We start from the raw sequence: 14,283 nt of genomic DNA on the forward strand, positions 1-14,283 counted from the left end.
TCCGTCTACGCTTCGGCGTGTTCCGTTTGGAACGTTTCCTCGTCTTCGGCATCAAGATCGCCGAAGAACTGAGCGAGATACACTGCTTGACGACGGGCATCATCATCGGTGCAGTTGTCGATGAGTTCGCCCCGGAAGAGCATTCCATCGCCGAGTGCGTAGCCGATGATGAACCGCCCACGAGTCAAGCGAAATATCAGAGCGATTGATCCGGTCCAGTACCGCTCGACGATCTCGTAGCGACAATCCAGCATGACCTTTCCGCACCACGTCGTCAGCATGATGCCGTAGTGTTCCCCTTTCGTGTAGCCCGTAATGCTTCGACCGACGACGGACGCACCGATGGCAGCGAATTCCCGTCCCTCATGCTCGATGATTCCGATCTCGATTTGTCCCTGTCGTTCGCAGCGAGTGCTTGTCATGTCCGTCTCCTGTCGTGGTGAAGGTTGATTGCCAACACCACGACAGGACGGTCCGACCACGATCAGAGCAGGATCACTTCATACTCCACGGCTTCGCCCCGCTCGATCCGACGAACGGCACTGAGGCCATCGAGTTCCCGGTCGTGAGTCATACGACACAGCGAGTTGAGCTTGCTCGTGAAGCTAAGGGCGACCGGATGGTTAAAGCGTTCTTCACCACGAACGCCGCTTTGTTGCAGAGCGAGTAGATGTCGGTGAAATGATCCAACGATAGCGACGATGTTCACGCCGGATTACACGGCGTCTGCATTACTTGCCGCCTTTCGTTGAATCTTATCTGCTCCGTTCGCCACTGCCGTTCTGGTTATTGTCGTCATCGCTTTCTCCGTGAACGTGAAAGTTGGTGATAACGATGCCAGTTGGTCCCTCTAATGCTCAGGCACTCACTCAAACGAGCGGAGTACAAATCTTCTGTAGAGCGGCTGTGGTTCACGAGCGGTGTCTTGAGCATATTCCTTCAACTCCGCAACGTCGTCTGGATTAACGGTCACCAGTTCGGGAAAAACCACCCAACTCACGATTTCAGGATTTGGTTCGCTGTCTTTGTGCGGTGTCGTGAGAGATCCTTCATATCGGAAGTATTTGCTGAGATCTGACGGAAGAAAATCACGGGGATTCACATCTGCCTCCGGTGCGGGATCATCTCCTCCCTCTTTCTTCAACAGCCGAGTGTTCGATTTCATTAACTCATTCAGAGCACGAATAGATTTGGGCGTCGTGCTTGCGGAGTCTTCTTTGAAGAAGACTCCAAGAACAAGATAACGCTGCTCTCCCGTTTCGGGGATCGTGGACGACAACGGGTGAACAAAGTGGATTTCAAAGTCAAAATCTTGTCCATCCAGTAAATGTTCGCTCCGAGAATGAATGTGAATTCGCTCAAGGCTGGCAGACATTCCTTCGAAGGTAAGTGATGGCGGGGCATCGAAATAGAAATCATGATCGAAGTGCCCCGACAACGGTTCGTCGGGGTAGGACACTACCAAATAGTCTGATGCAAGAGCGACATACATCGTTAAAGGCGAGACTATGTTGACCGGCGACTGTTGAGGCATGTAGGACGAGTCCGCTGACATCGAATTTCTCCCTTTTCGTTTTTTTACGGATATGAACTAACCAGCGGTCAGTTTAACCTAGAATGGCAAGTAATTCCCACTCGATTCAGTTGGTCGTGCGTGCAAGTAACGCCCTGTCGTTGAAATCGATGAATGCCCCAGCGTGGCCTGAACCAAGTGGATAGGACAGCCCCGGTCCAGAGCGTGTGAAGCATGGGCGTGTCGAAACCAATGGCAAGACACATCTTTGTCGATACCAGCACGCTCCGACGCCTTCTTCACAATACGCCAGATGGCAGACTCATCGAGATGACCTTTCTTCCGGCTGCGAAAAACCGGTGCTTCTGATGACTCGCTGTCTCGCAGCTTAATCAAGGCTTCCCACACCGATTGCGGAATCAGTACGGTCCGAGTCTTGCCGCCTTTGCCGAACACCGTGATCTGACCAGCAGAGTCTCGCTCCTGTAAATGACGCCACTTGAGTGAGCAGATTTCCGAGACTCGGAATCCGCCACCATAGAGCGTCAGGAGCAAAGCACGGTTCCGAGGCTGAGGTTCGAGACTGATGATCCGCAGTACGTCCGTCTCGCTGAGAATCCGGTCCGCCAGTTCATCACGGAACGTCGGCAGTTTCATGGCTCGACCGATGTCAAACGACAGGTAGCCGAGCCGGAACCCAAAGGCGAACAGACTCTTGATCGCTGACAACGCTCGCTTTACCGACGACTCCTTTAGGCATGGTGGGACATTGTCGGTGTACTGCTGAATGTCAAGCAGCTTGATGGAGCGAAGTGGCTTGTTCATCGCATCAAGAAACCGTCGCACTTCTCGACTGTAAGCTTGCTGAGTGTTCTTGGGACGACCATGCAGCCAGATCTCGATGAGTTGCTCGTCATTGTCCGCTTGCTGGTTGATCGGTCCGAGGACTTCGCTGCTTGATTCAGGCGAACGCAAGATAACGGGACTTATGTTGCTTAATTCCGCACGGTTTTCGGATCGGACTTCTGTCATCTTTCGCACACCTTTCTCACAAGAATCAAACAGCTTTCAAACGCATATCCAACGAAGATCAAACCGACTCCGATCAATCTCCGACACACTTCGCACGTGGTCCGAACTAACACCAACGGTCTTCCTACGGACTCAAGCCACAATCGGAACGATAATCAGCCAACCCCCGCACGCTTCAGGTGTCGGAATACTGTGCGGAGAATGTCGTTTTCGTCCTGACCGACAGTGCCTTGCGGGTAGCAATGATCGACCGCATCGGCCACGGCGGAGGTCGTCAGTCCGGTCAAACCAAGTGCCGACAGTCCATCCATTAACTCGGTGTGGTCCTGCTTCGGTTTGGGCTTCAGCTGTGCTAGCGTCGTCGCTTTGGGCGTCTCGGTATCTCGCTGGTAGAAGAGAACGTATTCCCCGTTCACCCCGATGCCGAGTTCCCGTGCCTTGAGATTGTCCTCAACCTGACTGGCGTTGTAGTAGGGTCGCCCGTTGCTCAGCTTGAGCGGGGCATGAAACGTCCCCTTGCGAACGTGCCAGTAGAATTGGCTACGGCTTATGTCCAGAAGCGAACACATCTTGGACACGGTGATTGCGGCTCTCGGTTGATTGTCTGTCATGGCTCCCACACTCATCGAATGATCTCCTCACAGAAACCGGACTGGTCCGGCACAAAAAAATTAGGCACTCGGCCCGTTCAAATGCTCGACTCCCCTCGGTGTCAATGCTCTTCCCTTGTCGCCTTTGGTGATCAGGCCGAGACGAATGAAGTCACGCTCGAACATCTCGATGGTCTGTTTGGGCAGGCCGAGATGCGTGGCGAGAACATTGAGTCGCACCGGTCCCTGACTTTCCTTCAACAACATCAGGTATCGCTGTTCCACCGGATCAAAACCGAGTGAGTCGATCCCTTCGATAGCGAGCATTTCTTCGACGTGCGTTGGTTCGATTCGGTCCAACCCCTTTGATGAAGCGACTCTTTTCGCAGACTCCAAGAGTCGCACAGCCAAACGAGGTACGCCCCGTGATCGTGCCGACAGATGTGTCACAGATACAGCATCAATTCCCCAACCAAGACGCTTGGCTCGTTGGTCAATGAGCATCGCCATCTCATCGTGCGAGTAGTGCTGCAACCGCAACAGAATCTTGAAGCGGTCCCGCATACTTGGTGTTAGCAGATATTCATCCGTCGTCGCACCGATCAAAGTGAACGGCGGCAACGTCACCGGCTTTCGATTGCCACCAAGGAACAGTTTGCGTTCTTCGATGGCTCGGTAGAGTGAAACCTGCACGGTCTCGCTCAATTCGTGAATCTCATCGATCAACAGGATGTGCTCTGATTCCAACATCATGAGCAGCCCTTGCATCTGTCCGATGTTGCCAATGTTCTGAGCTAACTCGACGTGGCATTCGGTACAGAGTTCTTTGGCGATCAGTTCGGTCAAAAGCGTCTTGCCTGTGCCGCCCGGTCCGCACATCAGCAAATGCGGGAACGCTTCCTTGCCGTCGCTCTTGGAGCGGTCGTGCCAGTAGGCATCGAGTGCGGTTCGAAGCACAGTGACGGCACGTTGCTGCCCGACCACGTGGTTCAGGCTGGTAATGATCGGTTCTGATTTGGGCATTGAGTGGTTCATCCTTCAGATTGGTCCGGTCCTGAGACGAAATGTCAAGGGCGTCAGCGATCCCAGACTCGATGAAGATGTCGGTCTTGGATTTGCTTCTGCCTTGCTTCCCATCGTGGTCCGCAAATCGCTTTGCACTTGGCGATCACACGCTGGGCCTTTTCGAGCTTGCTAGATTCTTCGTACTCGAAAATGCGAAGGCGGATTCGATGCAGCATCCGCTCATATTTGAAGTGCCGCTGGTTGTCTCGGATCTCTTCTTTGAGTGTTCGTTGTTTCATGCGTTGCTCGCTTGGTTGAAGGACACCGACCAGCGTTGACCGTTGTCCTTCGTCGTGGGTCCACTCACTCGTCTTCGACTCGCTCGAAGAGTGCGTTCATCACCCGACGCAATGCGTCTTCAGATGGATAGCAGCCTTGGTCACTGGTGCTTTCGAGTTCGCTGCACTCGTGGTCCGACAACCAGCCATAAACTTCGTACTGCCAGTCCTCCGGCAGGTCGTAGTCGTCACGCAGCCGCCAAGCGGCATCGACGATGTTCTCGACGGTCGCTTCGTACTCCCGATTGCTGTAGTCCTCCTCATCGAGAATCGGATACTCCGCCAGCGACTCCATCAGTCCGTGAAAGGTCCGAAACGCCTCGGTGATTTCGCCATCACGGAACACTCGCAGGCTGAACCCGTCGATGTGCCCGACAGCCCAATGAGAGTGTGATTCTTCCACCACGTCGGGATCGTCGCCCTCGGTGAATGGTGCGAGTGCTTCTCGGATCTTTTCTGCGTTGCTCTGGTCCAGAAGTCCGCTGTCACGATGATGCGTGTAGTGGATCATCCAATCATTGGGGGATTCGAGTTCTTCTTCCCGCCACCACACAAAACACTCGAAGGTCCGCCAGTTGCCAGAAGACTCCTTCGCCGCTTCCTCGATTGTCAAGTCGCCAAGATGCGTGGTCGTTGCCATCAATTGTCCTCCGTTTGGGTTGAGTTACCGTCACGGTGAACTGCGATTGGTCCGACGATGAGTAGCGATGATACAGAAAGAGCCAGCGAGGGTGAGTCGCTGGCTCTTTGGTCGTCAGATCAGACGGAGACCGGTTCTTCTTTTCGGCTGAAGCTCAGCACGAAGTCAGCCGCTTTGCTCGCAGCAGCGGACGCCTTGAAGATGAAGCGAGGGTCATCATTCAACGCCTTGAGCCAGTTTTGCAGATAAGCATTGACGTTGCTCAAGTCGTCGCTTTGCGGAATCTCCAACTCGGAGCACATGAACGCCGCTGCGATCTCGGCCCGAAGTTCTCCTTCAGCATAGTTGCCGGTCCATTCACACCGCTTCTCCGACCAGTGAGACAGTTCATGCAACAGCGTCGAGTAGAATTCCTTCTCATGCTCAAAACGGTGCTTCGGTACCATTTGAATATGGTCGGTCGCCGGGCGATAAAAACAGCGATCACCGCCGAAACGTATGTCCGCTTCCGTCGCAGCGATAGCGATTTTAGCCGGTGCAAAATCCACGAACTCATCGTTCGTCGTTTCCGGTTCGACATCTACGAGATGCCGCAGGTGGTCCGGCAATTCGACTTGTTCAGCCGAGAAAACCGTGTACTACTTGAGCATGGCGAATTCGACTTCTACTTCTTCGCCCGTCTTCGGATCTTCTTTGGTTTTCTTGATTGGGGCATAGTAAATGATGCCCGCCCCCCACTCACCCGGTTTCACATGGTCCGGTCGTCGCATGACCGAGGCACCGAGGTCTCGCCACTGATTGAACGTGGCGTACCACTTGTTCGTAAAATTGTGGGTTTGCCGGTGCAATTCCAGAATCAGAGGATTGATGCCTCTGTATCTTTTCCCGCTCACGACGTTCGCTGGTGAACCGCAGTTCGGTGAGGACGACCACGGCTTTCGCCAAGGGATCGTACCAGCCTTGAGCGACTCGACAATCTTGTTGGTGATCTCTGCCTGAATGTCTTTCGTGGACTTTGCCATTGTCGTTCTCCCGTTGAAGGTTGGTTGGTGACAATGGTTCGCTCTGGTCCGTGACGGGATGATTGCCAATCGCGGCGATCTCTGATACAAATTTGTTTGTGTTTCAACAAACAGGATGGTGCCATGCGTCGAAAGAAGATTCTCCTTCAGTGGATCGGTCATTCCGATTTGCGTGCGTTGGCCGCGAACAGTTCGCAGTCGCGGTGCGAGAAACTCATGTCCACGCTTGGCGGTAAGCTGCCTGAAAAGTCTGATCTTGGACCGACCAAGACTCTCGTCGAGACTCAGGACTTCGACGAAATCCGGTTGCTGACGAACTACTCGCACGAGTTCAACGGTTGGTTCGCGAAGTGGCTAGGAGAGAAGCCGCAGCTTCGTGAAGTCGAACTCGCAAAGCCCACCGACTACGCCTCCATCTTTGAAATCGCCAATCGCGAATTAGAATCGATCAAGTCATCCAAAACATGGGCTAATACGGACCTGTGTCTTCACCTGAGTCCCGGCACTCCCGCAATGGCTGCTGTCTGGTTGCTGCTGGGGAAAACTAGGTTCCCGGCGACGTTCTATGAAACCTATGGCGGCAACTCGTGGATCACCGATGTTCCATTTGATTTGATTGATGTCATACCGGAGGTTCTTCGCGATCCTGATGCTCATCTTCAGCATCTTGCAGCACAGGCACCGGCTGAAATTGAAGGCTTCGAAGACATCGCTGGTGAGAGTCGAGCAATTCGCGATGCCGTTGGGCGTGCCAAGCGTGCTGCCATACGAAACGTGTCGGTCCTGCTGGTCGGCGAAAGCGGCACTGGCAAGGAAATGTTCGCCCAAGCAATTCATAAAGCGAGCAACAGACGCCACAAACCGATGAGGTCCGTCAACTGTGCCGCACTCGCAAAATCGCTGCTCGAATCGGAACTGTTTGGTCACACTAAAGGGGCGTTCACAGGTGCCGATGCCGAGCGAAAGGGGCTCTTTGAAGTAGCCGATGGTGGAACAGTCTTCTTGGACGAGATCGGAGAATGCGATCTGGAGACTCAGGCCAAGCTGCTCCGCGTCCTCCAGCCGGTCACCGGCGAGGGACCGTCCGTTCGATACATTCAGCGACTAGGCGACGACAAGGATCGCAGAGTCGATGTAAGAATCATCGCCGCGACGAACAAAGACCTGTTCGCCGCGATCCGCAAAGGTGAGTTCCGAGAGGACCTGTACTACCGATTGGCGGGGATCTCGATCAGCCTGCCTCCGCTTCGGGATCGGAAGACCGACATTCCCAAGATCGCCGAACGGTTCTTGGGTCTCTTGAACGCTCAATTCGAAGCCGATCAGCCCGGCTACGAGCACAAATCCCTTTCTGCCTCCGCAATTTCGTTTGTGAAAACGCAGCTTTGGCAGGGGAATGTTCGGCAGCTCTATAACGCCTTGATGCAGGCAGCAGTACTCACGGACGGAAAAATAATTGGTCGGAAAGAAGTGGCCGCTTCCATCGCGGAAATGCCGAATTCGAGCAATCAACTTTCGGTGGCTTTGGTTCGTCCGCTCGGCGATGAATTCGACCTTGAAGAGCACCTTAACGACATACGCCGCCAATACTTGCGACGGGCGATGGAGGAGTCCGGGGGCGTGAAAGCCAAGGCCGCTCGGCTGTTGGGAATGAAGAACTACCAGACGTTGGACGCCCAGCTCAAACGCCTCGGTATCACAGGTAACTGGAGCACTGAGTCATGAATAATCTGATGCACCGCCGACCGATTGGCACGCCCCGTGCCTTATGGGTCCGGCATGAATACGGGACGTGACCTACTCATGAAATCACTCAACTTCGAGTTCCTTCGACCGAAGTGGCCAGAGCTGTCAGGGCTTGGTGGCTTTGCGGAAGCGTACGCACATCCCGACCCTGTTGGCTCGATCTCGAAGCTGCGAGTCTTCTGCGAACAGATCGTTGAATGGATTCACCATCACGAACGACTTCCTAAACCATATCGAGCGAATCTCAACGATCTTCTGCACAACCAACCGTTCAAAGACGTTGTCCCAGAAGTCGTACTCTCCAAGCTCCATGCTCTTCGCATGGAAGGCAACAACGCGGCTCATGGAAACAAAGGCGATACCACGACCGCATTGCGGTTGACGCGTGAAGCTTACAACGTGGCCCGTTGGCTCCACGTCAACTACGCGGGTGGCAATGCCACCGACTGCTCTGAATACGCGGAACCTCCTGAAGGTGGAGTTGAGGGATTTAAGCAACGGCGTGAAAAGCGGGCCATTCTGGAACGCGTGGCGGCTCAAGAAGCTCAAATGCAGAAGCTTCTCGCCGATCTCGAAAAGGAAAGGTCGCGTGCTGAACAAGCGGTTGCCACCGCTGAGGAACGACAGGCCGCGTTGGAAGCTGCGTTGCAGTCCACCGCGAAGCTGCAATCCATCGACCCGATGGCGTTCAGTGAAGAAGAGACTCGCAATTACCTGATTGACCAGATGCTCGCCGACGAGGGGTGGAACGTTGCCAAAGGCATCACCGACACTGAAGAGGTAAAAAAAGAGTACCCGGTGACTGGTCAGCCCACGCCATCCGGTGAAGGTGCAGCTGACTACGTGTTGATGGACAATAACGGCAAGCCGCTGGCGGTCCTCGAAGCGAAGCGTACCAGCAAGAATGCTACAGAAGGTCGGAAGCAAGCCGAACTCTACGCCGACGCTCTGGAAAAGAAGCACGGCCAACGTCCTGTGATTTTCTACACCAACGGGTACGACTTGTGGATTTGGAACGACGCTGCCGGGGAACCACCGCGAAAGATCTACGGATTTTATTCCAAAGACAGCCTTCAGCACATGCACTTCCAACGCGGTGCCAAGAAGCCAGTCAGTGAAGTGTCGGCAAATCCCGACATCGCCGGTCGCATGTACCAGATCGAAGCGGTCCGCCGTGTGGTTGAGCAGTTCGCGGAAAAGAAACGCAAGGCACTGATCGTTCAGGCCACCGGCACCGGTAAGACTCGTGTCGCGATCTCGCTTTGTGACGCGATGGTCAAAGCGAATTGGGCGAAACGAATCTTGTTTCTCTGTGACCGTCGCGAATTACGTCGGCAGGCGAACAACGCATTCAACGAGTTCCTGCCGTCACTTCCGAGAACATACGTCACGGGGGCCACGGCAGGTAACACGAAGGATCGGATCTTTCTTTCGACCTACCCGGCCATGATGAAGATCTACGAGTCATTTGATACAGGCTACTTCGATCTGATCATCGCCGACGAATCACACCGCAGTCTCTACAACCGGTATCGACAACTGTTTGAGTATTTCGACTGCTACCAGCTTGGCCTCACCGCCACGCCCGTCGATTTCGTTGCACGAAACACCTTCAAGATCTTTGAGTGCGATGAAGGAGATCCCACTTCAAACTACGACTACCCAACAGCGGTTGCACAGAAGCACCTTGTTCCGTTCGAAGTCGATACACATACAACGCCGTTCCTGCGATCCGGCATTAAGTACTCCAAGATGACGGAAGAGCAACGTCGTCAGTTGGAGGAAGACGAAGTACTGCCACAGGCGATTGAGTTTGAACAGGGGGCCGTGGACAAGGTCGTCTACAACAAGGACACAAATCGCCACATCCTTAGGAATCTGATGGATCACGGTATCCGTGTCGGCAGTCGCATCGGCAAGACGATCATCTTTGCACGGAGCATCAAACACGCTCGCCTCATGGAGGAACTGTTCAATGAAATGTACCCGCAGTACGGCGGCAAATTCTGTCAAACGGTCGTCAGTGATGATCCTCGTGCCGAGTCGATGATCGATGACTTCAAAGGCGACGGCACCAATCCCGAACTGACCATCGCGATCTCCGTGGACATGCTCGATACCGGCGTGGACGTGCCTGAGTGCGTCAATCTCGTGTTCGCCAAGCCTGTCTATTCTTACGTGAAGTTCTGGCAAATGATCGGGCGTGGCACCCGGTTGTGCCCTGATCTGTTCGGTCCGGACATCGACAAATCGCACTTCCAGATTTTCGACCATTGGGGGAACTTCGAACGCTTTGAGCAGGACTACAAGATGGCCGAACCGACTCGGCAGAAGTCACTTTGCGAACGAGTCTTTGAAGCCCGGATGAAATTGGCCGAAGCTGCGTTGGAGAAGCAGCACAATGCCGGGTTCGAGATTGCCGCGAGCTTGATCAGCAAGCAGATCGCCGATCTCCCAAAGGGCAGTATCCCCGTTAAGGAAAAATGGCCGCAGGTGCAATCCGTCTCGTCTGAAGAAACGGTTCGCCAGTTTGACGCGGCTACCAAGGCCACGCTGCAACAGAACATCGCTCCGCTCATGCAATGGGTGGACATCGCAAAATTCGAGGAAGCCTACAAGTTCGACCGGCTCATCGCCCAACTTCAGGCGGAACTCATTCGCGGTAGCAACAAGTTCGCCGATCTCCGCGATGCTGTCGTCAATCTGGTCAGCAGTTTGCGAATCAACCTGTCTCAGGTGAAGTTGAAGCTGCCCGTTATCGAACGCGTCAAGAGCGAAGAGTTCTGGGATGAGGTCACCGTTGGTGATCTCGAAGAAATCCGCGACCAGCTTCGCGGCGTTATCCAATTCCGTCGTAAGGACGAAGTCGTCAAGCTCGATCCGATCATCATCGACGTGAAGGAAGACGAAGCGGACATCGAACGCAAAAAGCATAAGGTCCGTTTGGACAAACTCGACGATCTGGACATGGTCGCGTACCGAAATCGCGTCAACAACGTCTTGCAAGCCATCATCGACCAGAACGACACGCTGCGAAAGATTCGACTTGGCGAACCCGTCACAGAGAATGATCTCGAAGACCTCTGCTCACTGGTCCTGACTCAGGAACCGGGTCTCGACCTGCACGACCTAATGGACTACTTCAAGCAGGCCGAATCGCTCGATCAGGCCATTCGAGAAATCATCGGAATGGACGCCGACGCGGTTCGTGAGCGGTTTACAAAATTTGTACAGACTCATCCGAACCTCGCTTCCCATCAGATCAAGTTCTTGGACTTGCTCCAGAACCACATCGCGAAATTCGGCTCCATTAAGACGGACGATCTTTACGAACCGCCTTTCACCACGCTGCATAGCGACAGCTTAGATGGACTGTTTGAGCAGTCCTTGGCGGATGAGCTGTTTGAAATCATTGGCTCATTTCAAGCCAACTCCGACTAATCAACCTTCAAATCCCAAGGACGAGGTTCAATGCAAACCGCAGACACAACTTCCGACGTGGGGATCAACAATAATCAGGCAGGACGACTGAAAATGATAACTGGTCAACTGAAGAGTCAGATCAATAAACTCTGGGAGGAATTCTGGACGGGCGGCATCACCAATCCGCTGACCGTCATCGAACAGATTTCCTTCCTGATGTTTGCCCGTCTGCTCGACATGCGAGAGAGCACCGAAGAGAAGAAATGGTCTCGCAAGAATCCGGGCAAGCCGTTCGCTGGGGTCTACTTTCCACGCGGCAAGCAGCACCTGCGTTGGAGTCACCTGAAGCAGGAAGCCGACGCGGAAAAGGTGCTGAAGATCGTCCGTGACGAGGTCTTCCCTCATTTTCGTGTAATGGGACAGGAGGAAGAAGCTTCGTCGAATGAGGGTCGGAAGAACACCTTCAACCAGTATATGAAGGACGCCACGCTGATGATCAACAAGCCGTCGCTGTTGATGTCGGCCATCAACATGATCGAAGCCCTGCCGCTGACTCAGGGAGACACGAAGGGCGATCTGTACGAGTATCTGCTAGGCAAGCTGACCACGGCTGGGATCAATGGTCAGTTCCGCACGCCCAGACACGTCATCGACCTGATGGTCGACCTGGTCCTCGCAGGGAACGAACAGGAAGCAATCTCGTGGACGGTTGGCGATCCAGCCTGCGGCACGGGCGGCTTTCTGGTGCAGTTCATGGAAGCATTGCGGGAGCACTTCACTTCGCCAGACGGAATCCATGTCGATGAAGAAACGGGCGGCAAGACCTACACCGGTGACCTGATCACGCCACAACAGTGGAAGCACATCAAAAGTGAGATGTTTCATGGCTTTGACTTCGACGTGACCATGCTTCGCATCGCCGCGATGAACATGATGCTGCATGAAATCGACACGCCCGACATCAATTATCAGGACACACTCAGCACCAACTTCACCGACCGCAAGGAAACTCGCCGCTGGGCGGAAGATGCCTTTGACCTCATCCTCGCCAATCCACCATTCAAGGGTTCGCTGGATGAGGAAGATGTCCACAAGACGCTGACTGGCAAGGTCAAGACGAAGAAGACCGAGCTGCTGTTCATCGTGCTGATACTGCGAATGCTCAAACTCGGTGGCCGCTGTGCCGTCATCGTTCCCGATGGCGTCACCTTCGGTTCGTCCAAGGCCCACAAGGAGCTGCGGAAGATGCTTGTTGAAGAGAACCAGCTCGAAGCAGTCATCAAACTTCCGTCTGGTGTGTTCCGTCCCTATGCCGGTGTCAGCACCGCGATACTGCTCTTCACCAAGGGAGGTCAGACCGACAACGTCTTCTTCTTCGACGTGCAGGCAGACGGCAAGACCCTCGACGACAAACGCGACAAAATCGGAGACGATGACGACTGGCAGGACTTGGATGTCTTGCGAGGAGCATGGTCCAAATGGAATGGCGGTGTCGGAAAAAAGCACTTCGAGGATCGCACTGCGAACGCTTTCTTCGCGACAAAGTCAGAGATCGAAGAGAACGCCTTTGACCTCTCGATCAATCGTTACCAAGAAATTGTTCACGAGGAAGAGCAATACGACCCGCCTAACATCATCATCGGACGCTTGAAGGAGCTGGAAGCCGAGATCGCGTCAGATCTTGAAGAGCTGGAGGCGATGCTCGGATGAGAATTCAAGATATATGTGAAGTTGTCCGTGGGAGCAGTCCAAGACCAAAAGGTGATAGCCGATTCTATGGAGGTCCTGTACCAAGATTGATGGTTGCGGATGTCACTCGCGATGGCATGTATGTCACTCCACGAATCGACTCTCTTACAGAAGAGGGAGCGGCTCGTAGTCGTCCGATGAGAGCTGGCGACGTAGTAATTGCTGTAAGTGGTGCTCCCGGTCTTCCCGCAATTCTCACTACGGATGCTTGTATCCATGACGGTTTTGTGGGATTGCGAAACCTCGACTTAGGCCGAGTATTTCCAGCATTTCTCTATCGCTATCTCGACTTCGTGAAGACGCGGAGTGGAAGTGGTGCTGTCGGGGCAATATTTAAGAATTTAACTACTGACCAGATTCGCGACCTCGAAATACCGGTCCTACCGCTGTCGGAGCAGAAGCGGATCGCCGACATCCTCGACAAAGCCGACGCCATCCGCCGTAAGCGGCAAGAGGCGATTGACCAGTTTGGGGCACTTACAGAATCACTATTCCACGAAATGTTCTCGCACAAGTTGTCGTCCGTGCAATGGACCGACCTGAGTGACTACTTGGTTGAACTTCGATACGGAACATCCAATAAGTCCGGTGAGGGTGGATACACGACTCTTCGAATCCCCAATATCGTTCGCGGCATCATCGATCTTACCGACCTAAAAACGGTCGATGCGTCAGACAACGAGCTTGAGAAACTAAAGCTCTTGGAGGGAGACGTTCTCTTCGTTCGAACGAATGGGAATCCCGACTATGTTGGTCGATGTGCGGTCTTCGCCCCATCACAGATGAATGCCGCAGGACTGGATTCTGATGAAATCATTTACGCGTCCTATTTGATTCGTGCTCGTCTTCATCTTGATCGCCTGCGTCCCCTGTTTCTTCAGTCATTACTGCAAACACCAGCAGGTCGACGAAACGTCCGTGAGAAATGCCGTACTTCGGCAGGCCAATACAATATCAACACAAAAGGCATCGGAGCACTGCGAATTCCAGACGTTTCTATTGCAGAGCAGATGGAGTTTGAGAAACGCGTCGAGTCTTTTAGTTCGGTCCTAGCGTCACTTACGACTGCTCACTCGGAAACGGATGACCTCTTCAACTCCCTCGTTCAACTTGCCTTCAAGGGGGAGCTGTAATCAATGTTGCGGAGCTTGCCCAACAATGTCCGAACCCATGTTGACCTCATCTGTTGGTCACTTCGTTCGTCCGACTTCAAATGCAAGTCCAC

At 53.7% G+C, this 14,283-nt stretch carries 14 protein-coding genes; 4 read left to right on the forward strand and 10 right to left on the reverse strand.

Annotated elements, in window-relative coordinates; all coding sequences use genetic code 11:
- Positions 1-5 precede the first annotated feature (5 nt).
- From AB1L30_RS10230 to AB1L30_RS10275, 10 genes are all read right to left on the reverse strand, one after another.
- Positions 6-422, reverse strand: a complete 417-nt coding sequence (locus AB1L30_RS10230; RefSeq protein WP_367013319.1) for a hypothetical protein — start codon at positions 420-422, stop codon at positions 6-8.
- Positions 423-484: 62 nt separating this feature from the next.
- Positions 485-709 carry a hypothetical protein gene (locus tag AB1L30_RS10235; protein ID WP_367013320.1) on the reverse strand — a complete coding sequence of 75 codons (225 nt, stop codon included), beginning with the start codon at positions 707-709 and terminating at the stop codon, positions 485-487.
- 156 nt (positions 710-865) lie between these two features.
- Positions 866-1,555 carry a carbonic anhydrase family protein gene (locus AB1L30_RS10240; RefSeq protein WP_367013321.1) on the reverse strand — a complete coding sequence of 230 codons (690 nt, stop codon included), beginning with the start codon at positions 1,553-1,555 and terminating at the stop codon, positions 866-868.
- A 57-nt stretch (positions 1,556-1,612) separates the two neighbouring features.
- The gene (locus tag AB1L30_RS10245; protein ID WP_367013322.1) at positions 1,613-2,545 is read right to left on the reverse strand and encodes a tyrosine-type recombinase/integrase; all 933 of its coding nucleotides are present in this window, start codon (positions 2,543-2,545) and stop codon (positions 1,613-1,615) included.
- Positions 2,546-2,700: 155 nt separating this feature from the next.
- Positions 2,701-3,114, reverse strand: coding sequence for a hypothetical protein (locus tag AB1L30_RS10250; RefSeq protein ID WP_367013323.1), 414 nt, complete (start codon positions 3,112-3,114; stop codon positions 2,701-2,703).
- Positions 3,115-3,216: 102 nt separating this feature from the next.
- Positions 3,217-4,158, reverse strand: a complete 942-nt coding sequence (locus tag AB1L30_RS10255; protein ID WP_367013324.1) for a Holliday junction DNA helicase RuvB C-terminal domain-containing protein — start codon at positions 4,156-4,158, stop codon at positions 3,217-3,219.
- A 53-nt stretch (positions 4,159-4,211) separates the two neighbouring features.
- Positions 4,212-4,439, reverse strand: coding sequence for a hypothetical protein (locus tag AB1L30_RS10260; protein WP_367013325.1), 228 nt, complete (start codon positions 4,437-4,439; stop codon positions 4,212-4,214).
- Between the two features lie 64 nt (positions 4,440-4,503).
- Positions 4,504-5,118 carry a hypothetical protein gene (locus AB1L30_RS10265; RefSeq protein ID WP_367013326.1) on the reverse strand — a complete coding sequence of 205 codons (615 nt, stop codon included), beginning with the start codon at positions 5,116-5,118 and terminating at the stop codon, positions 4,504-4,506.
- Positions 5,119-5,237: 119 nt separating this feature from the next.
- On the reverse strand, positions 5,238-5,726 hold the full coding sequence (locus AB1L30_RS10270) for a zincin-like metallopeptidase domain-containing protein (protein ID WP_367013327.1): 489 nt from the start codon (positions 5,724-5,726) through the stop codon (positions 5,238-5,240).
- A gap of 30 nt (positions 5,727-5,756) precedes the next feature.
- Complete coding sequence (locus tag AB1L30_RS10275) at positions 5,757-6,140, reverse strand: ArdC family protein (RefSeq protein ID WP_367013328.1); 384 nt, start codon at positions 6,138-6,140, stop codon at positions 5,757-5,759.
- Positions 6,141-6,668: 528 nt separating this feature from the next.
- Here AB1L30_RS10275 and AB1L30_RS10280 point away from each other — a divergent pair.
- From AB1L30_RS10280 to AB1L30_RS10295, 4 genes are all read left to right on the forward strand, one after another.
- Complete coding sequence (locus AB1L30_RS10280) at positions 6,669-7,865, forward strand: sigma 54-interacting transcriptional regulator (RefSeq protein WP_367013329.1); 1,197 nt, start codon at positions 6,669-6,671, stop codon at positions 7,863-7,865.
- 78 nt (positions 7,866-7,943) lie between these two features.
- Positions 7,944-11,327 carry a DEAD/DEAH box helicase family protein gene (locus tag AB1L30_RS10285; RefSeq protein ID WP_367013330.1) on the forward strand — a complete coding sequence of 1,128 codons (3,384 nt, stop codon included), beginning with the start codon at positions 7,944-7,946 and terminating at the stop codon, positions 11,325-11,327.
- Between the two features lie 30 nt (positions 11,328-11,357).
- Positions 11,358-13,019, forward strand: a complete 1,662-nt coding sequence (locus tag AB1L30_RS10290; protein ID WP_367013331.1) for a class I SAM-dependent DNA methyltransferase — start codon at positions 11,358-11,360, stop codon at positions 13,017-13,019.
- Complete coding sequence (locus AB1L30_RS10295; RefSeq protein ID WP_367013332.1) at positions 13,016-14,191, forward strand: restriction endonuclease subunit S; 1,176 nt, start codon at positions 13,016-13,018, stop codon at positions 14,189-14,191. Before AB1L30_RS10290 ends, AB1L30_RS10295 begins: the two co-directional genes overlap by 4 nt.
- Positions 14,192-14,283: the final 92 nt, after the last annotated feature.

The organism is Bremerella sp. JC817 (genome assembly GCF_040718835.1).
Lineage (GTDB): Bacteria > Planctomycetota > Planctomycetia > Pirellulales > Pirellulaceae > Bremerella.

What these genes read in the sequence shown, in the direction of transcription:
- AB1L30_RS10230 (WP_367013319.1), bottom strand. Translation starts at nt 422, where the DNA reads ATGACAAGCACTCGCTGCGAACGACAGGGACAAATCGAGATCGGAATC.
- AB1L30_RS10240 (WP_367013321.1), bottom strand. Translation starts at nt 1,555, where the DNA reads ATGTCAGCGGACTCGTCCTACATGCCTCAACAGTCGCCGGTCAACATA.
- AB1L30_RS10245 (WP_367013322.1), bottom strand. Translation starts at nt 2,545, where the DNA reads ATGACAGAAGTCCGATCCGAAAACCGTGCGGAATTAAGCAACATAAGT.
- AB1L30_RS10250 (WP_367013323.1), bottom strand. Translation starts at nt 3,114, where the DNA reads ATGTGTTCGCTTCTGGACATAAGCCGTAGCCAATTCTACTGGCACGTT.
- AB1L30_RS10255 (WP_367013324.1), bottom strand. Translation starts at nt 4,158, where the DNA reads ATGCCCAAATCAGAACCGATCATTACCAGCCTGAACCACGTGGTCGGG.
- AB1L30_RS10260 (WP_367013325.1), bottom strand. Translation starts at nt 4,439, where the DNA reads ATGAAACAACGAACACTCAAAGAAGAGATCCGAGACAACCAGCGGCAC.
- AB1L30_RS10265 (WP_367013326.1), bottom strand. Translation starts at nt 5,118, where the DNA reads ATGGCAACGACCACGCATCTTGGCGACTTGACAATCGAGGAAGCGGCG.
- AB1L30_RS10275 (WP_367013328.1), bottom strand. Translation starts at nt 6,140, where the DNA reads ATGGCAAAGTCCACGAAAGACATTCAGGCAGAGATCACCAACAAGATT.
- AB1L30_RS10285 (WP_367013330.1), top strand. Translation starts at nt 7,944, where the DNA reads ATGAAATCACTCAACTTCGAGTTCCTTCGACCGAAGTGGCCAGAGCTG.
- AB1L30_RS10290 (WP_367013331.1), top strand. Translation starts at nt 11,358, where the DNA reads ATGCAAACCGCAGACACAACTTCCGACGTGGGGATCAACAATAATCAG.
- AB1L30_RS10295 (WP_367013332.1), top strand. Translation starts at nt 13,016, where the DNA reads ATGAGAATTCAAGATATATGTGAAGTTGTCCGTGGGAGCAGTCCAAGA.